Annotated in this window: 18 protein-coding genes and 1 other RNA gene; 14 read left to right on the plus strand and 5 right to left on the minus strand. The window is 67.7% G+C overall.

The window, feature by feature from the left end; all coding sequences use genetic code 11:
* Window positions 1-15 precede the first annotated feature (15 nt).
* Window positions 16-993, plus strand: a complete 978-nt coding sequence (gene secF / locus ACPV3N_RS12290; protein ID WP_440118182.1) for a protein translocase subunit SecF — start codon at window positions 16-18, stop codon at window positions 991-993.
* Here secF and ACPV3N_RS12295 read toward each other — a convergent pair.
* Both ACPV3N_RS12295 and ACPV3N_RS12300 read right to left on the minus strand, forming a co-directional pair.
* Window positions 990-2,174, minus strand: coding sequence for a glycosyltransferase (locus ACPV3N_RS12295; protein ID WP_440118184.1), 1,185 nt, complete (start codon window positions 2,172-2,174; stop codon window positions 990-992). The two genes, secF and ACPV3N_RS12295, sit on opposite strands and share 4 nt — an antisense overlap.
* 1 nt (window position 2,175) lies before the next feature.
* Complete coding sequence (locus tag ACPV3N_RS12300; RefSeq protein WP_440118186.1) at window positions 2,176-2,748, minus strand: helix-turn-helix domain-containing protein; 573 nt, start codon at window positions 2,746-2,748, stop codon at window positions 2,176-2,178.
* An 86-nt stretch (window positions 2,749-2,834) separates the two neighbouring features.
* On the opposite strand from ACPV3N_RS12300, the gene ACPV3N_RS12305 reads away from it, so the two are divergent.
* Both ACPV3N_RS12305 and ACPV3N_RS12310 read left to right on the plus strand, forming a co-directional pair.
* Window positions 2,835-3,305 carry a DUF6456 domain-containing protein gene (locus tag ACPV3N_RS12305; RefSeq protein WP_440118188.1) on the plus strand — a complete coding sequence of 157 codons (471 nt, stop codon included), beginning with the start codon at window positions 2,835-2,837 and terminating at the stop codon, window positions 3,303-3,305.
* 48 nt (window positions 3,306-3,353) lie between these two features.
* The gene (locus ACPV3N_RS12310) at window positions 3,354-3,854 is read left to right on the plus strand and encodes a GNAT family N-acetyltransferase (RefSeq protein ID WP_440118190.1); all 501 of its coding nucleotides are present in this window, start codon (window positions 3,354-3,356) and stop codon (window positions 3,852-3,854) included.
* Between the two features lie 21 nt (window positions 3,855-3,875).
* On the opposite strand, the gene ACPV3N_RS12315 is transcribed toward ACPV3N_RS12310, so the two are convergent.
* Entirely contained in the window at window positions 3,876-5,666 is a 1,791-nt protein-coding gene (locus ACPV3N_RS12315) for an ABC-F family ATP-binding cassette domain-containing protein (protein WP_440118192.1), read from the minus strand.
* Window positions 5,667-5,779: 113 nt separating this feature from the next.
* Between ACPV3N_RS12315 and ACPV3N_RS12320 the strand changes: the two genes are divergently transcribed.
* The 4 genes from ACPV3N_RS12320 to ACPV3N_RS12335 all read left to right on the plus strand — a co-directional run bounded on the left by ACPV3N_RS12320 (window position 5,780) and on the right by ACPV3N_RS12335 (window position 9,062).
* Window positions 5,780-6,499: an SIMPL domain-containing protein gene (locus tag ACPV3N_RS12320; RefSeq protein ID WP_440118194.1), complete on the plus strand. Its 720-nt coding sequence runs from the start codon at window positions 5,780-5,782 to the stop codon at window positions 6,497-6,499.
* A 69-nt stretch (window positions 6,500-6,568) separates the two neighbouring features.
* Window positions 6,569-6,874, plus strand: coding sequence for a PepSY domain-containing protein (locus ACPV3N_RS12325; RefSeq protein WP_440118196.1), 306 nt, complete (start codon window positions 6,569-6,571; stop codon window positions 6,872-6,874).
* Between the two features lie 87 nt (window positions 6,875-6,961).
* Window positions 6,962-7,642, plus strand: a complete 681-nt coding sequence (locus tag ACPV3N_RS12330; RefSeq protein WP_440118198.1) for a response regulator transcription factor — start codon at window positions 6,962-6,964, stop codon at window positions 7,640-7,642.
* An 88-nt stretch (window positions 7,643-7,730) separates the two neighbouring features.
* Window positions 7,731-9,062, plus strand: coding sequence for a sensor histidine kinase (locus ACPV3N_RS12335; protein ID WP_440118421.1), 1,332 nt, complete (start codon window positions 7,731-7,733; stop codon window positions 9,060-9,062).
* 30 nt (window positions 9,063-9,092) lie between these two features.
* Here the strand turns inward: ACPV3N_RS12335 and ACPV3N_RS12340 are convergent, their stop codons facing one another.
* Window positions 9,093-9,380, minus strand: coding sequence for a chorismate mutase (locus ACPV3N_RS12340; protein WP_440118200.1), 288 nt, complete (start codon window positions 9,378-9,380; stop codon window positions 9,093-9,095).
* Between the two features lie 64 nt (window positions 9,381-9,444).
* Between ACPV3N_RS12340 and ACPV3N_RS12345 the strand changes: the two genes are divergently transcribed.
* Genes ACPV3N_RS12345 through ACPV3N_RS12355 form a run of 3 tightly spaced genes read left to right on the plus strand, consistent with a single transcriptional unit; the run spans window position 9,445 to window position 13,211 of the window.
* On the plus strand, window positions 9,445-10,461 hold the full coding sequence (locus ACPV3N_RS12345) for a polyprenyl synthetase family protein (RefSeq protein WP_440118202.1): 1,017 nt from the start codon (window positions 9,445-9,447) through the stop codon (window positions 10,459-10,461).
* Between the two features lie 30 nt (window positions 10,462-10,491).
* Window positions 10,492-12,918 (plus strand): ATP-dependent helicase HrpB, encoded by a 2,427-nt coding sequence (hrpB, locus tag ACPV3N_RS12350; protein WP_440118204.1) that lies wholly within the window; start codon window positions 10,492-10,494, stop codon window positions 12,916-12,918.
* Between the two features lie 14 nt (window positions 12,919-12,932).
* A complete protein-coding gene (locus tag ACPV3N_RS12355) occupies window positions 12,933-13,211 on the plus strand; it encodes an ETC complex I subunit (RefSeq protein WP_440118206.1) in 279 nt (92 codons plus the stop codon).
* A 7-nt stretch (window positions 13,212-13,218) separates the two neighbouring features.
* Here ACPV3N_RS12355 and ACPV3N_RS12360 read toward each other — a convergent pair whose 3' ends face one another.
* Entirely contained in the window at window positions 13,219-13,515 is a 297-nt protein-coding gene (locus ACPV3N_RS12360) for a plasmid stabilization protein (protein WP_440118208.1), read from the minus strand.
* A 79-nt stretch (window positions 13,516-13,594) separates the two neighbouring features.
* Between ACPV3N_RS12360 and ffs the strand changes: the two genes are divergently transcribed.
* The 4 genes from ffs to ACPV3N_RS12380 all read left to right on the plus strand — a co-directional run bounded on the left by ffs (window position 13,595) and on the right by ACPV3N_RS12380 (window position 16,399).
* An RNA gene (gene ffs / locus ACPV3N_RS12365) (signal recognition particle sRNA small type) lies at window positions 13,595-13,689 on the plus strand.
* Between the two features lie 41 nt (window positions 13,690-13,730).
* Window positions 13,731-15,512 carry a DNA polymerase III subunit gamma/tau gene (locus tag ACPV3N_RS12370; RefSeq protein ID WP_440118210.1) on the plus strand — a complete coding sequence of 594 codons (1,782 nt, stop codon included), beginning with the start codon at window positions 13,731-13,733 and terminating at the stop codon, window positions 15,510-15,512.
* A complete protein-coding gene (locus tag ACPV3N_RS12375; protein WP_440118212.1) occupies window positions 15,509-15,850 on the plus strand; it encodes a YbaB/EbfC family nucleoid-associated protein in 342 nt (113 codons plus the stop codon). The genes ACPV3N_RS12370 and ACPV3N_RS12375 overlap by 4 nt, the downstream gene beginning before the upstream one ends.
* A gap of 78 nt (window positions 15,851-15,928) precedes the next feature.
* On the plus strand, window positions 15,929-16,399 hold the full coding sequence (locus tag ACPV3N_RS12380) for a Csu type fimbrial protein (RefSeq protein ID WP_440118214.1): 471 nt from the start codon (window positions 15,929-15,931) through the stop codon (window positions 16,397-16,399).
* The last annotated feature ends 10 nt before the right edge of the window (window positions 16,400-16,409 follow it).

The following is a 16,409-nucleotide window of genomic DNA, read 5'->3' on the forward strand; positions in this document are numbered from 1 at the left end:
CCGGAGACCAGCGACATGAAACTCCTCAAGCTCGTTCCGGACAACACCAACATCCACTTCCTCAAATGGCGGATGCCGTTCTTCGTGGTGTCGGGCCTGCTGATCGCGGCCAGCTGGGCGCTGGTATTCTTCAACGGCCTCAACCTCGGCGTCGACTTCGTCGGTGGGCAGATGATCCGGGTGACCTTCGTCGGGCAGAGCGATGCGCCGGTCAGCGAGATGCGCGAGCAGATCGCCGAGCTCGGCTATGGCGATCCGATCATCCAGCGATTCGGCGAGCCGAACGAGGCGTCGATCCGGATGAAGCTGCCCGAAGGGGCGGACCGGCAGCCCGATCTCGCCAACACGATGGCCGACCGGATTACTGGGGCATTGAAGGCCGCGCATCCGGAAATCCGCATCGACGGGGTCGATTCGGTCTCGGGCAAGGTGTCGAGCGAGTTGTTCCAGACCGGCCTGCTGTCGCTGCTGTTCGCGATGGTCGCGATCTCGATCTACATCTGGATCCGGTTCGAATGGCAGTTCGGGGTCGGCGCGCTGTTCGCGCTGTTCCACGACGTGTCTCTGACGCTGGGGATGTTCGCGATTACCGGGCTGGAATTCGACCTCAACATCGTGGCCGCGATCCTGACCATCATCGGTTATTCGCTCAACGACACGATCGTCGTCTACGACCGCATCCGCGAGAACCTGAAGAAGTTTCGCAAGATGCCGCTTCCCCAGCTTCTCGACCTGTCGGTCAACGAGACGCTGGCGCGCACGGTGATGACATCGCTCACGCTGCTGATCGCGCTGGTGCCGCTGGTGTTCTTTGGTCCGGCGAGCCTGTTCGGCATGGCTGCCGCGATCACGCTCGGCATCTTCGTCGGCACCTACAGCTCGATCTACATGGCTGCACCGCTGCTGATCTGGATGGGGGTCAAGAGCGACAGCTTCGTGCCGACGTCGGACGCATCCGAACAGGCGGAACGGATCGCACGGGGCGAAGCCTAGGCCAGCAATCCGTCGTAATACCGGGCGAGCGCTTCGGCGTTCGCCCGCCAGCTGAAGCGATCGGCCATCTCTGCCGTTTCACTGCGTGCGGGCGGATCGTCCAGCACCTGCCGGATCCCGGCGGCAATCGCTTCGGGGTTGCGCGCGGTGATGACCCCGGCATCGGGCGCGGTGACGACCTCGCGCGCGCCGCCTGCATCCGTTATCACCAGCGGCGTACCGCACGCCAGAGCCTCAACCCACGCGTTCGCCAGGCCTTCGCTGGCCGAAGGCAGGACCATCGCATCGGCAGCCGAAAGCACGAGGGGAAGCAGGTCGTGATCGAGGCTACCTAGGAAATGGACCCGATCGGCAACGCCGCAGTGCTGCGCCAGCTGCCGCAAGCTGCCTTCGTCCTCGCCTCGGCCGACCAGCAGGAGGATCGTGTCTTCGGGCAAGTCCGTCAGTGCCTCGATCACGAGGGCCTGGCCCTTGCGCGCGATGAGCGCCCCGACGGTTACCAGCACCGGGGCCGCATCCGGCAAACCGACGGCCAGCTCGCGGGCCAGGCGACGGCGGAGCTGGGGATGTTGCAGGGGGCGGAACCGGTCCCGGTCAAGGCCTGTGTAGTGCAGCGTGATCTTGTCGCGCGGCAACCCGATAGCGGTCATGTCTTCCGCGAGCGCGGCGCATACCGCGAGCAGCCCCGCAGCCTGGCTTCCCGCGGCGAGGATCTGGGGGCGAGTATCGCCGCGCGACCCCCAGTAATGCACGTCGGCTCCGCGCGCCTTGATCGACAAAGGCAGTTCGAGAGCCGCGGCGATGCGCGCGGCGGCCGGGCCGTCGGGAAAGAAGAACTGCGCATCGACGATGTCGAAAGGGGTTGCCGCGTGCAGCCGGCGAGCCAGCGGCAGTATGGCGCGCGCGATGAGTGCCGGGTTGAAGCGAGCGCCGAAGCGCGGGACGGTCCGGAAGGTGGGCCGGTAAACCCTGACCCCACGTTCCATCCCGTCGGATGCAGCTGCTTTGAGTGCGCGGTAGCGGCCAAGCACGAAGGGGGGCAGGGCGACGGGATTGATCACCGTTACCTCCCAGTCGGGCCGGGCGGCCAGCGCTTCCAGACTGCGTGCAACGAAAGTGCCGAACCGCGGAGCTGCGGCGTTGGGGTAGAGCGTCGCGAGCGAAAGGACGCGGTGCGCCATGTCAGAGCGGGCGGACGAGCATCTCGGCCACCGCAATCCACGCGGGATCCTCGACGACCTGCTGCTTCTGTCCGGCGCCCACGGGCAGTACTCCCACGCGACCTCCCTGCCGGTCGATCAGGCGGCCGAAGGCGAAGCGTCCGCCTTTCCTTGGTACGAGGACGTCGCGATTGATCGCCTGGGCGGCATCCTTGGGGGCGATCTGTCGCAACCACAGCTGATCGCCTGCGCGATATTCGCCGGCGCTCGATTCGATGGCGAGCACGACCCTCAGGTCACCGCCGCCAAGTTCGGTAGGGAGCAGCGCATCACGGGTGCTGGCAAGAGCCTCCGGCCCTGACCCACCTAGCGACGCGACGATTTGCGCGCGAGTGCTGGCATCGGACCGGACGAGAGTTTCCGGTTCGACCCCCAGTGCGTTCGCGATGCGCTCCATCCATCTGATCGAAAGGTTGCGCATGCCGGTTTCGAGGCGGCCGATCGTCTGCGGGGTGGTCGGTGGATCGCACGCCGCCGCGAGGTCTGCCAGGGTCAGTTTCTTCTCGCGCCGGATATCCCGGATACGATTTATCACGGCCCTCTCCTAACCATATCGGTTTTGAACTTTCCTACATGCAACCGATTTTGGCAAGCGTCGATTCGGCATCAGGGAGATCGAACATGCGCCACCTCGTCGAACGCGAACTGACCAGCGAGGGGCCCCGTCACACGGACGGCCCGAAGGCGAGAACCCGGTCGGTCACCGTGAACCTCGCCGAGTCTCCGATCGCCTGGCTGCACGCCCGCGGACACCTCGACGATCGACTGTTCGATGCCGGCGAGCGCCTGAGGGCGGATTACGAGCGCGCTCAGCTTTCCCCCAGCGTAACGATGCGTTGGGACCCGGTCCGGGCAAGAACGACCGGCGATTCCGGCCTGACGGCAGGAGAGAAGCAGATCGCGGCCAAGGCCCGGTTCGATGGCGCCCTCGCGGCGGCGGGCAAGGGGCTCGAGGACGTGCTGTGGCGCGTGGTATGCGCCGGCGAGGCGCTGCCCGATGCAGAGCGCGCGCTTACATGGCCTGCGCGCAGCGGCAAGCTGGTCCTGCGACTTGCGCTCGACAGGGTCGCGGATTTCTACCGGATCCGGTGAGCGATCTGCGGGTGACAAAGGCCGGGCGGATCCGCCACACCAGCTTCGATGATCGCCAGCGGACCCCTCGAGACCGACAGGCTGTCGATCAGGCCGTTCGTGCCCGACGATGCGGCGCGCCTCGTTGCGCTGTTCGCCGATGCGCTCGTTGCGCGCTTCGTGGGCGACGGGACGCCGTTGTCGCCGGCTGATGCCGCACTCTGGATCGAACGATCGGCCGCGAACCTCGCCAGGTTCGGGTACGGCACCGGCGCCGTAATCGAGCGCGCGAGCGGCCGGCTGATCGGCTGGGCCGGGTTCGCAAGGCCCGGCGATGGCGGCGAGGAGATCGTCTACGGCCTTGCGGCCGACAGCTGGGGAAACGGGTACGGCGGCGAGCTCGTCGATGCGCTGATCGCGTTTGCCCGTGAGCACGGGATCGCGCCGGTTCGCGCCACCGTCGACGAGGGCAACGCGGCCTCGATCGCCATCCTCGAGCGTCGCGGGTTTCGCCTCGCCGCGCGCGACCATGGCGGCGATGCGGGGTGCAGCCTGTACCTCAGGGGTTGAGGCCGCTCGGCGGACGCCGGGTCAGCCCTCGACCATCTCCGCCAGTTCCAGCCAGCGCTCCTCCGCCGCGTGCTTTTCCGCCCGCGCATTCGCCACGCCCTGCGTGATGTTGGCGAAGCGCTGGGGATCGCGGGTGTAGAGGTCGGGGTCGGAGAGGATGTCCTCTCCCCTCGCGATGGCCTTTTCCAGTTCCTCGATCCGCGCGGGCAGCAGTTCGTAGTCGCGCTGATCCTTGTAGGAGAGCTTGCCGGACCGGGGTGGCGGTGGCGGAGGGGGCGGGGGAGAAGCCGCTCCGGCCTTCGCGCTCCTGCCGGTGGGCGCGGTTTCGCGCCGCTTTGCCGCCCAGTCCTCGTAGCCGCCGGCGACGACGTCGATCTTGCCGCTGCCGTCGAGGCCGAGCGTCATCGTCACCGTGCGGTCGAGGAAATCGCGGTCGTGGCTGACGATGAGGACGGTACCGTCGTAATCGGCGATCACTTCCTGCAGCAGGTCGAGCGTCTCCAGGTCGAGGTCGTTGGTCGGCTCGTCGAGCACGAGCAGGTTCGACTTGCGGGCGAATTCGCGCGCCAGCAGCAGCCGGCTGCGCTCCCCGCCCGAAAGGGTGCCCACCTTCGCGTCGACGATAGCGGGATCGAACAGGAACTCCTTGAGATACCCCTGGACGTGCTTGCGGCCGTCGCCGACCTCGATCCAGTCGCCCCCTTCGGCAAGGACCTGGCGCACCGTCTTGTCAGGGCTCATCAGGCTGCGCTGCTGGTCGATCATCACCCCGGTCAGCGTCTTGGCGATAGTTACCGTGCCGCTGTCGGGTGTCATCTCGCCGGTGAGCAGCTTCAGAAGCGTGGTCTTGCCCGTGCCGTTTGCGCCAACGATGCCGATGCGGTCGCCGCGCTGGATCCGCAGGTCGAGGTTGCGGATGATCCTGCGATCACCGAAGGACTTCGACACGTTCTCGGCGACGATCACCGACTTCGATCTGAAGTCCTCCTCGACCGTCAATTGCAGCTTGGCGGCGCCTTGGGGACCGATCATCGCCGCGCGTGCGCTGCGCATCTGCCGCAGCTTCTCCAGTCGGCCCTGGTTGCGCTTGCGCCGGGCGGTGACGCCGCGTTCGAGCCAGTGCGCCTCGATCTTGAGCTTGGCGTCGAGCCGTTCGGCGTTGCGCGCTTCCTCGGCGTAGACCTGTTCTTCCCACGCCTCGTATCCGCCGAAGCCGACTTCCTTGCGCCGCATCGACCCGCGGTCGAGCCACAGCGTGGTGGTGGTCAGGCGCTTGAGGAACGTGCGGTCGTGGCTGATCACGACGAACGCGCCCTTGTACCGGCTGAGCCAGTCCTCGAGCCAGTCGATCGCGGCCAGGTCGAGGTGATTGGTCGGCTCGTCCATGAGCAACAGGTCAGGGTCCTGCGCCAGTGCGCGCGCGATCGCCGCGCGGCGCCTTTCGCCTCCGCTCGCGCTTCTTGCCTCGCGCCCCATGTCGATGCCGAGCTGGCCGGCGATCGCCTCGACCTCGTGTACCGCGGGCGGATGAGCACCCGCGAGCGCCCAATCCATCAGCGTGTCGTGGCCGGAAAGGTCCGGCTCCTGCTCGAGCAGGACGATGCGTGTCCCGGGCCTGACCTTGCGCAAGCCCCGGTCGGCCTCGATCCGGTCGTCGATCAGCCTGAACAGTGTGGTCTTTCCCGCCCCGTTGCGGCCGATCAGCGCGATCCGGTCGCGCGGCCCGATGTGGAGATCGAGGTCCTGGAACAGCCAGCGGCCGCCCTGTTGGAGGCCGAGGCCTTCCCAGCTGAGGATCGGAGGCTGTGCCATGGCGCGCGGCCCTAGTCGGCAAGCGAAGCCGGAACAACCGTGTTCCTTGGCCGGTTCACCGGTGCGTAATGGCCGCAAGCGCAGCCAGCATCCCGAAAAGGAGACCACACGCCATGATCCGTACCGCCCTTCCGATCACGCTTGCCGCATCCGTCGCCATTGCCGGGCCGGCAACTGCCGCCGACGTCCAGGTTACCGCACAGGGCCCCTTGGTCGAATTGTCCGTGACCGAAACGGTGAAGGGCAAGCCTGACGTGGCCGACGTCGGCGCAGGCGTGACCACCGACGCGCCGACCGCGGTCGAGGCGATGCGGCTCAACGCGCAGTCGATGGACGCGGTTATCGCGAAGATACGGGCGCTCGGCATCGATCCCGACGACATCCAGACCACCGGCATCGACCTCGGCGCGCAGTACGACTACGACCAGTCGCGCCAGCGGCAGGTGTTCCGCGGTTACCGAGCCTCGAACCGCGTCACCGTAACCTTGCGCGACGTTAGGCGGGTGGGACCCGTCCTCGATGCGCTGGTCGCCGCCGGCGCTACCGACCTGTCGGGTCCCGGCTTTTCGATCGACGACGATGAACCCTTGCGCGCGCAGGCCCGAAAGGCCGCGTTCGACAAGGCGCGGGCGCGGGCGATGCAATATGCACAGTGGAACGGGTACGCAGGCGTGCGGCTGCTGTCGGTCAGCGAGTCGGTGAACCCGGGAAGGCCGATCCCGATGGCGCAGATGAGGACGATGGACGCGGCCGAAAAGACACCCACCCCAATCGAGCCGGGCCTCGTCGGGACCGCGGTCACGGTCAGCGTGACCTACGAGATGACCCGCTGATCCCTGAACGGATCGCCGAGCGGACATTCACGGGTTGTTCAATGCCGGCGGCCTAGCCATCATGACATCATGACCAAGTTTGCCGCCCGCGTACTGTCGTCACTTATCGCCGCCGCGATTGTCGCGCCGGCCGCGCCCGCGCTGGCGCAGCGTAACGACCAGGGCGAGGCGCGCAAGGAGATGCGCGCGGGCAATGTCCTAAGCTTGCGCGAGATCGAAGGGCGGGTGCTGCCCCAGATGCGGGGGACCGAGTATCTCGGGCCGGCCTATGATTCCACGGCGATGGCCTACCGCCTCAAGTTCATCAAGGACGGCCGCGTCACCTACGTCGATGTCGACGCGCGGACGGGGCGCGTGCTCGGCGTATCGCGCTGAGGGCGCACGGGAAACCGCCGCGTCGGTTGACGCGTTCATCTTCAGCGCCCACATCCGGGCCAAGAAGATAACAGGGATCACCCGCCCATGCGCATCCTGATCGTCGAGGACGAACCGACCCTCGGCAAGCAGCTCAAGTCCACCCTTGAACAGAACGGCTACGCCGTCGATCTCTCAACCGACGGCGAGGACGGCCATTTCCTCGGCAGCACCGAGGAATACGACGCGGTGATCCTCGACCTGGGGTTGCCGGAGATCGACGGGCTGACCGTGCTCGGCATGTGGCGCAAGGAAGGGCGCAAGTTCCCCGTCCTCGTGCTTACCGCGCGCGATTCGTGGTCCGACAAGGTGGCCGGGCTCGATGCCGGGGCCGACGATTACCTTGCCAAGCCGTTCCAGACCGAGGAGCTTATCGCCCGGTTGCGCGCGCTGATCCGCCGCGCCTCGGGCAACACCTCGAGCGAGCTGACCGCCGGGCCGGTGCGCCTCGATACCCGCTCGGGCCGGGTCACCCTCGCCGGCGAGCCGGTCAAGCTGACCGCGCAGGAGTACAAGCTGCTGAGCTACCTCATGCATCACAAGGGCAAGGTCGTCAGCCGCACCGAGCTCATCGAACATATCTACGACCAGGATTTCGACCGCGATTCGAACACGATCGAGGTCTTCGTCACCCGTATCCGCAAGAAACTGGGTGCCGATGTGATAACGACGATCCGTGGACTCGGTTACAGCCTCGACGATCCCGACGAGCAGCCTCGCGCGAACTGACGCACCGCCCCCGGACGCTGCGGCGACCGCGGGACCGGTGACGGTGTCGCCGGCTGCCCCGGCGCATACCGGCAGTCTGTCGCGGCGGATGATGCTGATCGCGTTCGGCTGGATTTCGATCCTGCTGCTTGCGGGCGGTTTCGCGCTCGACCGGACCCTGACCAATCTCGTCGAAAAGAACTTCGACGACCAGCTCGGCTACATGCTCACCGCGATGATCGCTTCTGCCGAGATCGCGTCGGACGGCGAGGTCTATTTCATCCGGCCTTTGGGCGACCAGCGCTTCCTCGAGCCGAACAGCGGCCTCTACTGGCAGATCAGCGGCGAGGGACATGACGACTACCCAAGCCGCAGCCTGTGGGACCGGACGCTCGAGGTCCGTCACGACCACGCCGATGCGGCGACGCATATATACGATTCGAACCAGTTTCCCGGCGAGCCGCTGCGGGTGGCCGAGCGGTCGATCCGGCTGCCCGGCAGCGACGTGCGCTGGTGGTTCACCGTGGCGGCGAGCAGGGGCGAACTCGATTCGCAGCTTTCTCGGATCCGGTCGATCCTCGGCTGGAGTTTCGCGGTACTTGGGCTGGGCCTGTTCTCCATGGCGGTGCTGCAGACCTGGTACGGCCTCGGCCCGTTGCGCGGAGTGCGGCTGGCGATCCAGCGCATGCGGGCAAGCGGCCGGAACCGGGTGACCGATCCGCTCCCCCTCGAGGTGCAGCCGCTGGTCGACGAGTTGAACAGCCTTCTGGCCCATTCCGAACGCCAGGCTGAAGAGGCCCGCACCCATGCGGGCAATCTCGCCCATGCGCTCAAGACCCCGCTGACCGTCATCAACAACGCCGCGACGGCGCACGCGCCCGACCTGCCGGAAACCGTGATCCGCGAGGCGGGCACGATGCGCCGCCACGTCGACCACCACCTTGCGCGGGCGAGGGCGGTGGGACGGCGCGCGGTCGGCCACGCGGCGACCACGGTATGCGAGAGCGCCGAAGCCGTCCGGCGGGCGGTCGAGCGGCTATACCCCGAGGTTCGCTTCGACCTCGCGGGCAATCGCGCGGCCAAGGTCGCCATCGAGCGGCAGGACCTCGACGAGATTCTGGGCAACCTGATCGAGAACGCCGCCAAGTACGGGGGCGGCAGCGTGTTCGTCACGGTGGATGCGGAGCCCGGCAGCGACACCTGCGTCATCTGGGTCGAAGACGATGGGATGGGCATTCCCGAGGAAGAACGGACGCGGATATTCGATCGCGGCGCGAGGCTAGATACCGGAAAGCCGGGTACCGGTCTCGGCCTCGCGATCGTGCGCGACGTCGCGGAAATCTACGGCGGCGGCGTCACGCTGGGCGAGAGCGAGGACCTCGGCGGATTGCACGTCCGCCTGCTCCTGCCGCGCGCGGCGGGAGTGGAAGGCGCAAGTTAGGGGCCCGGGAGGCCCGGACAGGCTTTCCGGTCAACCGCGTGCGCGCTCGTGGTGGCGGATGACCTCGTCGATCACGAAGCGGATGAACTTCTCGCTGAACTCGGGGTCGAGCTCGGCCTCTTCGGCAAGCGCGCGCAGGCGCTGGATCTGAGCGGCCTCGCGCGCCGGGTCGGCGGGCGGAAGGGCGACCAGGGCCTTGTATTCCCCCACCGCCTGGGTGATGCGGAACCGCTCTGCCAGCATGTGGATGATCGCGGCGTCGATGTTGTCGATGCTCTTGCGAAAGCCGGCGAGCGTCTGGTCGGGGGTCTGGGCCATCGGCGCGCACGATAGCGGTGATTCCACGCTTGCCAAGCTACCCGGCGATCCGCAAAGCCGGCGCATGACCGCCGACGTCGTTCCGCTGAAGCGCGCAGGACAGCTGCCCTCGCTCGACCCCATGCTCGCGCTCACCGCGCCAGGGATGAACGCGGTCAACGCGGTCATCCTCGACCGCATGCAGTCGAAGATCCCGCTGATCCCCGCGCTCGCCGGACATCTCATCTCGGGCGGCGGCAAGCGGCTGCGGCCGATGCTCACGCTCGCTGGCGCCGAACTGGTGGGCTATAACGGGACGCGCCACCACCGCCTCGCCGCAGCGGTAGAGTTCATTCATACCGCCACGCTCCTGCACGATGACGTCGTCGACGGCAGCGACCTGCGGCGCGGCAAGGCGGCGGCCAACATCGTCTTCGGCAACCCGGCGACGGTGCTGGTAGGCGATTTCCTGTTTTCCCGCGCGTTCGAACTCATGGTCGAGGACGGCAGCCTGAAGGTCCTGAAGATCCTTTCGAACGCCAGCGCGGTGATTGCCGAGGGCGAGGTCGACCAGCTTACCGCGCAGCGCCAGATCGAGACCAGCGAGGAGCGTTATCTCGCGATCATCGGCGCCAAGACAGCCGCGCTGTTCGCCGCAGCAAGCCGAATCGCTGCGGTGGTTGCGGAATGCGACGAGCGGCGCGAGCAGGCCTTGGACGACTACGGGCGCAACCTAGGCATCGCCTTCCAGCTCGTCGACGACGCGATCGACTACGATTCGGACGCGAGCACGATGGGCAAGGCGCGCGGCGACGATTTCCGCGAGGGCAAGATGACCCTGCCGGTGATCCTCGCCTATGCCCGGGGAACCGAGGAAGAGCGCCGGTTCTGGCAGTCCGCCATCGCTGGACACAAGGCCGATGACGGCGCGCTAGAGGAAGCGGCGCGGCTGATCGCGAGGCACGATGCGCTGCTAGCCACGCGCGAGCGCGCCCGGCATTTCGCCCAGCGCGCGATCGATGCCCTGTCGATCTTTCCCGACGGCGCGGCGCGGCGCGCGATGGCCGAGGCTGCCGAATTCGCCGTCTCGCGCGGGTATTGACCAGCCACGTCCTGCGCTAGGGCGCCGATAGTGAGCGCCAGTCTCCCGATCCACGCGGTTCTGCCCGACGTCCTTGCGGCCCTGCGGGCTTCGCCGGGTGCGGTGCTGGTCGCGCCGCCGGGGGCGGGCAAGACCACCGCGGTCGCGCCGGCTCTGCTGAGCGAGCCGTGGTGCACCGGTCAGGTGATCGTCACATCGCCCCGGCGCGTCGCGGCGAGGGCCGCGGCCGAGCGAATGGCCGAGCTTGCCGGCGAGCCGGTTGGCGGGACTATCGGCTACGCCACCCGCATGGACAGTCGCCAGTCGGCCAGGACGCGCGTGCTCGTCGTTACCGAGGCGATCCTCGTCAACCGGCTGCTCGACGATCCGGACCTGCCCGGCGTGTCGGCGGTCCTGTTCGACGAGGCGCACGAACGGCACCTCGACGGGGATCTCGGCCTTGCGCTGGCGCTCGAGAGCCAATCGGTGCTGCGCGAAGACCTGCGCGTGCTGGTGATGTCGGCCACGATCGACGGCGCGCGGTTCGCGCGGCTGCTGGGCGCGCAGGCACCTGTTATCGAGAGTGCGGGCAAGGCATTCCCTCTCGATATCAGGTGGTTGGGATCGAATTCTCAGAAACGGATCGAGGACGCGATGGCTGATGCGATCGCGGTGGCACTGCGGGAAAGCGACGGCGATCTGCTCGCCTTCCTGCCCGGCGTTGGCGAGATCGAGCGGACCCGCGAGCGGCTGATGGAACGCGTGCGCGGCGAGGAGATACTGCCGCTTCACGGACAGGTCGAGCCGGCGGGGCAGCGCGCGGCGATCCGGCGCGATCCGCAGGGGCGCCGGCGGGTCGTTCTCGCAACCAGCATTGCGGAAACCTCGCTCACGCTGGAAGGCGTATCGGTGGTGGTCGACAGCGGTCTCGCGCGGCGCGCGGAGTTCGACAAGGCGGCCGGAACCACGCACCTTGTCACCGGTCGGGCGAGCCAGGCGGCCGCCGCCCAGCGCGCGGGGCGCGCGGCGCGGCAGGGTCCCGGGGTGGCCTATCGCCTGTGGGAGGAGGCCGCGCATCAGGGGCGTCCGCCGTTCGACCCGCCCGAAATACTGACCGCCGACCTGGCCCCGCTGGTGCTCGCGCTGGCACGGTGGGGAACGGGCGATCCGGCGGCGCTGCCGTGGCTCGATCCGCCGCCCGGCGCGGCGCTCGCCGCAGCACGCGGGCGGCTCGAGACGCTCGGCGCGCTCGATCCTGCGGGGCGGATCACCCGGCGGGGCCTCCAGCTTGCGGCCCTGCCGCTCGATCCGGCGCACGCTGCGATGGTGCTCGCCGGGGCGGAGCGCGGCGCTGCGGTCCATGCCGCCCGCGTTGCGCTGCTGTTGCAAGAACGCGGCCTGGGCGGACGGGGCGAGGACCTCGGTGCCCGTCTTCAGCGCTGGAGCGCCGATCGCGGCCCGCGCGCCGAGGCGAGCCGCAAGCTCGCGGCCGGCTGGGCACGCAAGGCGCAGGACCTCGTCGGCGTCGGCCGTCGCGAGGATACCCCGATCGCGGTCCACCTCCTCGCCGGATTACCCGACAACCTCGCGCGGCGTCGGGATGGTTCGGGCGAACACTGGCTCTCGGCCGGGGGACGCGGGTATATCCTCGATCCGGCAAGCCCGCTCGCCCGCGCCGAGTGGCTGGCGGTCGGCGACGCGCAAGGAGCGGCGAAGGGCGCTCGAATCACCGCCGCGCTCGCACTCGAACCGGCTGAAATAGAGCGCTGGTTGGGCTCCCGGATCGAGAAGCGCAGTGTCCTGAACTGGATGGGCAATCGGCTCGAGGCGAGGCTTGAGCGGCGGATCGGCGCGATCACGCTTTCCACGGGTCCCGATCCCGCGCCGGATGCCGGGGCAGTTGTGAATGTCCTTGTGGAAAAGGCTCTGGACAACCTGTCGAACATAGTGCCGCGCGATCTCGTCGCGCGCGCGCGTTTCGCGGGCGTGACCGCGCTCGACGAAGCGCCCCTGCGCACAACGGCCGGTCTCTGGCTTCGCCCGCTATTGGAGGGGCGCCGCGATCTCGCCGTGCCGACGGGCAGGGTGGTCGACAGTCTGCTCGGCTTGCTCGACTGGGACGCGCGGCAGACGCTCGACCGGCTCGCCCCGCGCCAATTCGTCAGCCCGGCGGGTACCTCGCATCCGATCGACTACACGGGCGACGATGCGCCCAGCGTCGAGGTTCGCGTGCAGGCGCTGTTCGGCCTCGACAGCCACCCGGTAATCGGCGGAACCCCGCTCCTTTTGAAGCTGACCAGTCCCGCGGGTCGCCCGATCCAGTCGACCCGCGATCTGCCCGGTTTCTGGCGTGGCAGTTGGGCGGAGGTGAAGAAGGACATGAAGGGCCGTTATCCCAAGCACCGCTGGCCCGATGCACCGTGGACCGAAAAGCCGAGCCTGAAGACGAAGAATGCCTTCCAACGATCGGAAGGCTGAATTAAGGGACGGTCATGGCCGCACGCATCTACCAACGTCCGAAGAATGCCATGCAGTCCGGCAAGGCGCTCACCGACCAGTGGATTCTCGAATTCGAGCAGTCCGAGGCGAGGAAACCGGATCCCCTCATGGGCTGGACAGGCAGCGGCGACACGCAGGCGCAGGTCGTCCTGCGGTTTCCGACCTGCGCGGACGCCCAGGCCTATGCCGCGAAGTACGGCATCCCTGCGCGGGTCCACTCGACCCCGCCCCGCGAACTCAAGATCCAGGCCTACGCCGACAATTTCCGCTGACCCGGCGTCAGGCGTTGCCGTTCCTGCGGCGCGTCTCCCATCCTTTCTTCGCCGCTCTCGACCTCTTTTCCGATGATTGGCTGGAACCGCTCTTCCGACCGCCCTTGCGGCTGCTCTCGTGAGTGTCCTTTTTTCCCCTCCCGGATACCGACTTGTTCCCGCCGCCGCTTTCCTTGTTGACCGTCGCCCAAGCTCGGCGTTCCGCCTCCTTCTTCGAAACACCGCGATCTTCGTAGCCTTCCTCGATATGCTCGGCCTTGCGTTTCTGCTTGTCGGTATATTTGCCCTTGTCGCCCTGTGGCATGATGGCTCTCCTTCGTTTGGGGAGAACGAGGAAGGCGGGAGCCGGTTGCAAACTAAACAATCGTTCGCCATATGCGCGGCCGGGAGTCGGTCGGACGTTTGCGTTCGCTCACCGGGTCAGGTCCGGAAGGAAGCAGCCCAGGTGGATTGCGGCGGGTCGGCCGGCTCCTCAATCATTTCCATGACAAGCTACACTCCGTTCCCTAGCTTCGGGTCATGATCGATTCCGGGGACATGTTCGGCGAAACCCCCGCCGACGAAGAGCAGGACGACACGCCGACGGCCGCCGAGCTCGAGGCCGCGGGCCAGAGCGCGATGTTTGCCGATCCGGCGCCCGCCGCCCCGGCTGCGCCATCCGCCAAGGGCTCGCCCGCTCCGGCATCGACGCCGGCCGGCCGGCCCTACCGCGTGCTTGCGCGCAAGTATCGGCCGCAGACGTTCAGCGAGCTGATCGGGCAGGAACCGATGGTCCGCACGCTGGCCAACGCGATCAAGCGCGACAGGCTGGCTCATGCGTTTCTGATGACCGGCGTGCGCGGGGTCGGTAAGACCTCTACCGCGCGGCTGATCGCCAAGTCCCTGAACTGCATCGGGCCGGACGGTAACGGCGGGCCGACGATCGATCCGTGCGGCGTATGCGAACCCTGCCGCGCGATCGCGGAAGGGCGCCACATCGACGTGATCGAGATGGACGCTGCCTCGAATACCGGCGTCGACGACGTGCGCGAGATCATCGAGGCAGTGCGCTACGCGGCCGTTTCGGCGCGGTACAAGATCTATATCATCGATGAAGTGCACATGCTGTCACGCAATGCTTTCAATGCCTTGCTCAAGACACTTGAGGAACCGCCACCGCATGTGAAGTTCCTTTTCGCGACCACCGAGGTCGAGAAGCTGCCGGTCACCGTGCTCAGCCGGACCCAGCGCTTCGACCTGCGCCGTATTCCGGCCGATCTGCTCGAGCAGCAGTTCGCCTCGATCTGCCGGCAGGAAGGCGTGGCGGCAGAACCCGAGGCGCTGGCGCTGATCGCGGGAGCCGCCGAAGGATCGAGCCGCGACGGGCTGTCGATTCTCGACCAGGCGATCGCGCATGCCGATCTCGACACCGACGGCAAGGTGACCGCAGAACGCGTGCGCGACATGCTCGGCCTTGCCGACCGGGGCGCCCAGAGACGGCTGTTCGCCAGCCTGCTCGAGGGCGATGCGAAGGGTCTGCTCGGCGCGCTTGGCGAGCAATATGCGCTCGGGGTCGAGCCGCTGGCGCTGATGCGCACGCTCATGGATCTTACCAACCGGATCACCGTGGCGCAGGTCGGGGGCAGCGGTGCCGACGCGCCCACCGCCGAGGAACGCGCGGTGATCGAGGACTGGGCCGCACGCCTCACGCCCGGACAGCTGCACCGGCTGTGGCAACTCCTGCTCAAGGGCTACGACGAGGTGAAGGGCGCGCCGGACCCGCTCGTCGCGGCGCAGATGGCCTTGCTCCGCGCCCTTCACGCCGCCGACATGCCGGATCCGGGGGCACTCGCGAAGCGACTGGAAGAGGCTGCTTCCCGCGCCCCGCCAACACCATCCGCCGCCGATGGCGCCGCCTGGGGGCCGGGCGCCGCTGCGAAGATCGATTGGACCGCGCTTGTCGAACGCATTGAGCGCGAGGGCGGATCGCTGCACCTTGCCTCGCGCCTGAGGATGCAGGTGCGCCCCGTCGAAGTCGCTGCCGGGACTCTGGTCTTTGCCCAGGCACCGGGGTTCACCGAGGACCTCGTTCCCGAACTACGGCAGGCGCTGCACGAACTCACCGACCGGCGCTGGCAGGTGGAACAGGTCGCCGAGGGCGGCGAGCCCTCGCTCGTCGAGCGCGAGCAGGCCGCGCGCGCCGATGCCGATGCGAAGATGCGCGCCCACCCTCTGGTGGAGGCCACCTTTGCCGCATTCCCGGAAGCCGAATTCGTCGCCGACGACGATGCCGGCGCCGTCCCATGGAGACGAAACGCATGAAATCGATGGAAGAAATGCTTGCCGCCGCGAAGAAGGCCGCGGAACAGATCCAGCAACAGATGGGCGATGCCCAGGCCAAGCTCGACAGCCTTGAGGTCGAGGGGACCGCTGGCGGAGGGCTCGTCAGGATTCGGGCGACCGCGAAGGGCCGCATCCTCTCGGTGTCGATCGACGACAGCCTGATGGTGCCCGAGGACAAGCAGATGCTCGAGGATCTCGTCACGGCCGCGTTCAACGACGCGCGCGGGAAGGCCGACCAGGTGGCGAACGAGGAGATGGCCAAGATCCAGTCTGGCATGGGATTGCCTCCCGGCCTCGGAATTCCCGGTCTCGGCTAGGGGTTAACCTGTCCATAAAGGGGGCATTCGTAGTTAACCGGATGTAACCGGGCTCCGCGCTCTGGCATGGCGGACGCGATGAATCGCGCCGCGGCCCTCCTGCTCCTGCCAATGGCTGCTGCCGCCGCCAGTGGGCCAGCCCATGCAGGGCAGGTCACCGCGGCGATGCCGGTCACGCTGGTCGTGGAGCCCGGTTGCCAGGTCAGCGCCACGCCGATGGCGTTCGCCGGCCGCCCCGGTAACGCGATCGATGCGGAATCGCGGATCGCGGTCGCTTGCAATGGCGATGTTCCGCTGCTGGTCACACTCGACGCCGGCTCGCATGCCGAGGGCGGCCAGCGCCGGTTGGCAGGCGAAGGCGGATATGTTGCCTACGCACTCTACAGCGATTCTGCTCGCGTTACGCCCTGGACCGCGGGGATGCCGCTGGCGACGGCCACGCGCGGGGGGCAGGTCGAACTTGCTGCCTATGGGCGCATCGGTGCCGGCGAGACGCTGGGCGCCGGGGGAGCCTATGCCGACACGATCGCGATCACGATAGATTTCTAGGTCCGCCGCA

It is taken from the genome of Tsuneonella sediminis (assembly GCF_051912845.1).
In the GTDB taxonomy this organism is placed as follows: domain Bacteria; phylum Pseudomonadota; class Alphaproteobacteria; order Sphingomonadales; family Sphingomonadaceae; genus Tsuneonella; species Tsuneonella sediminis.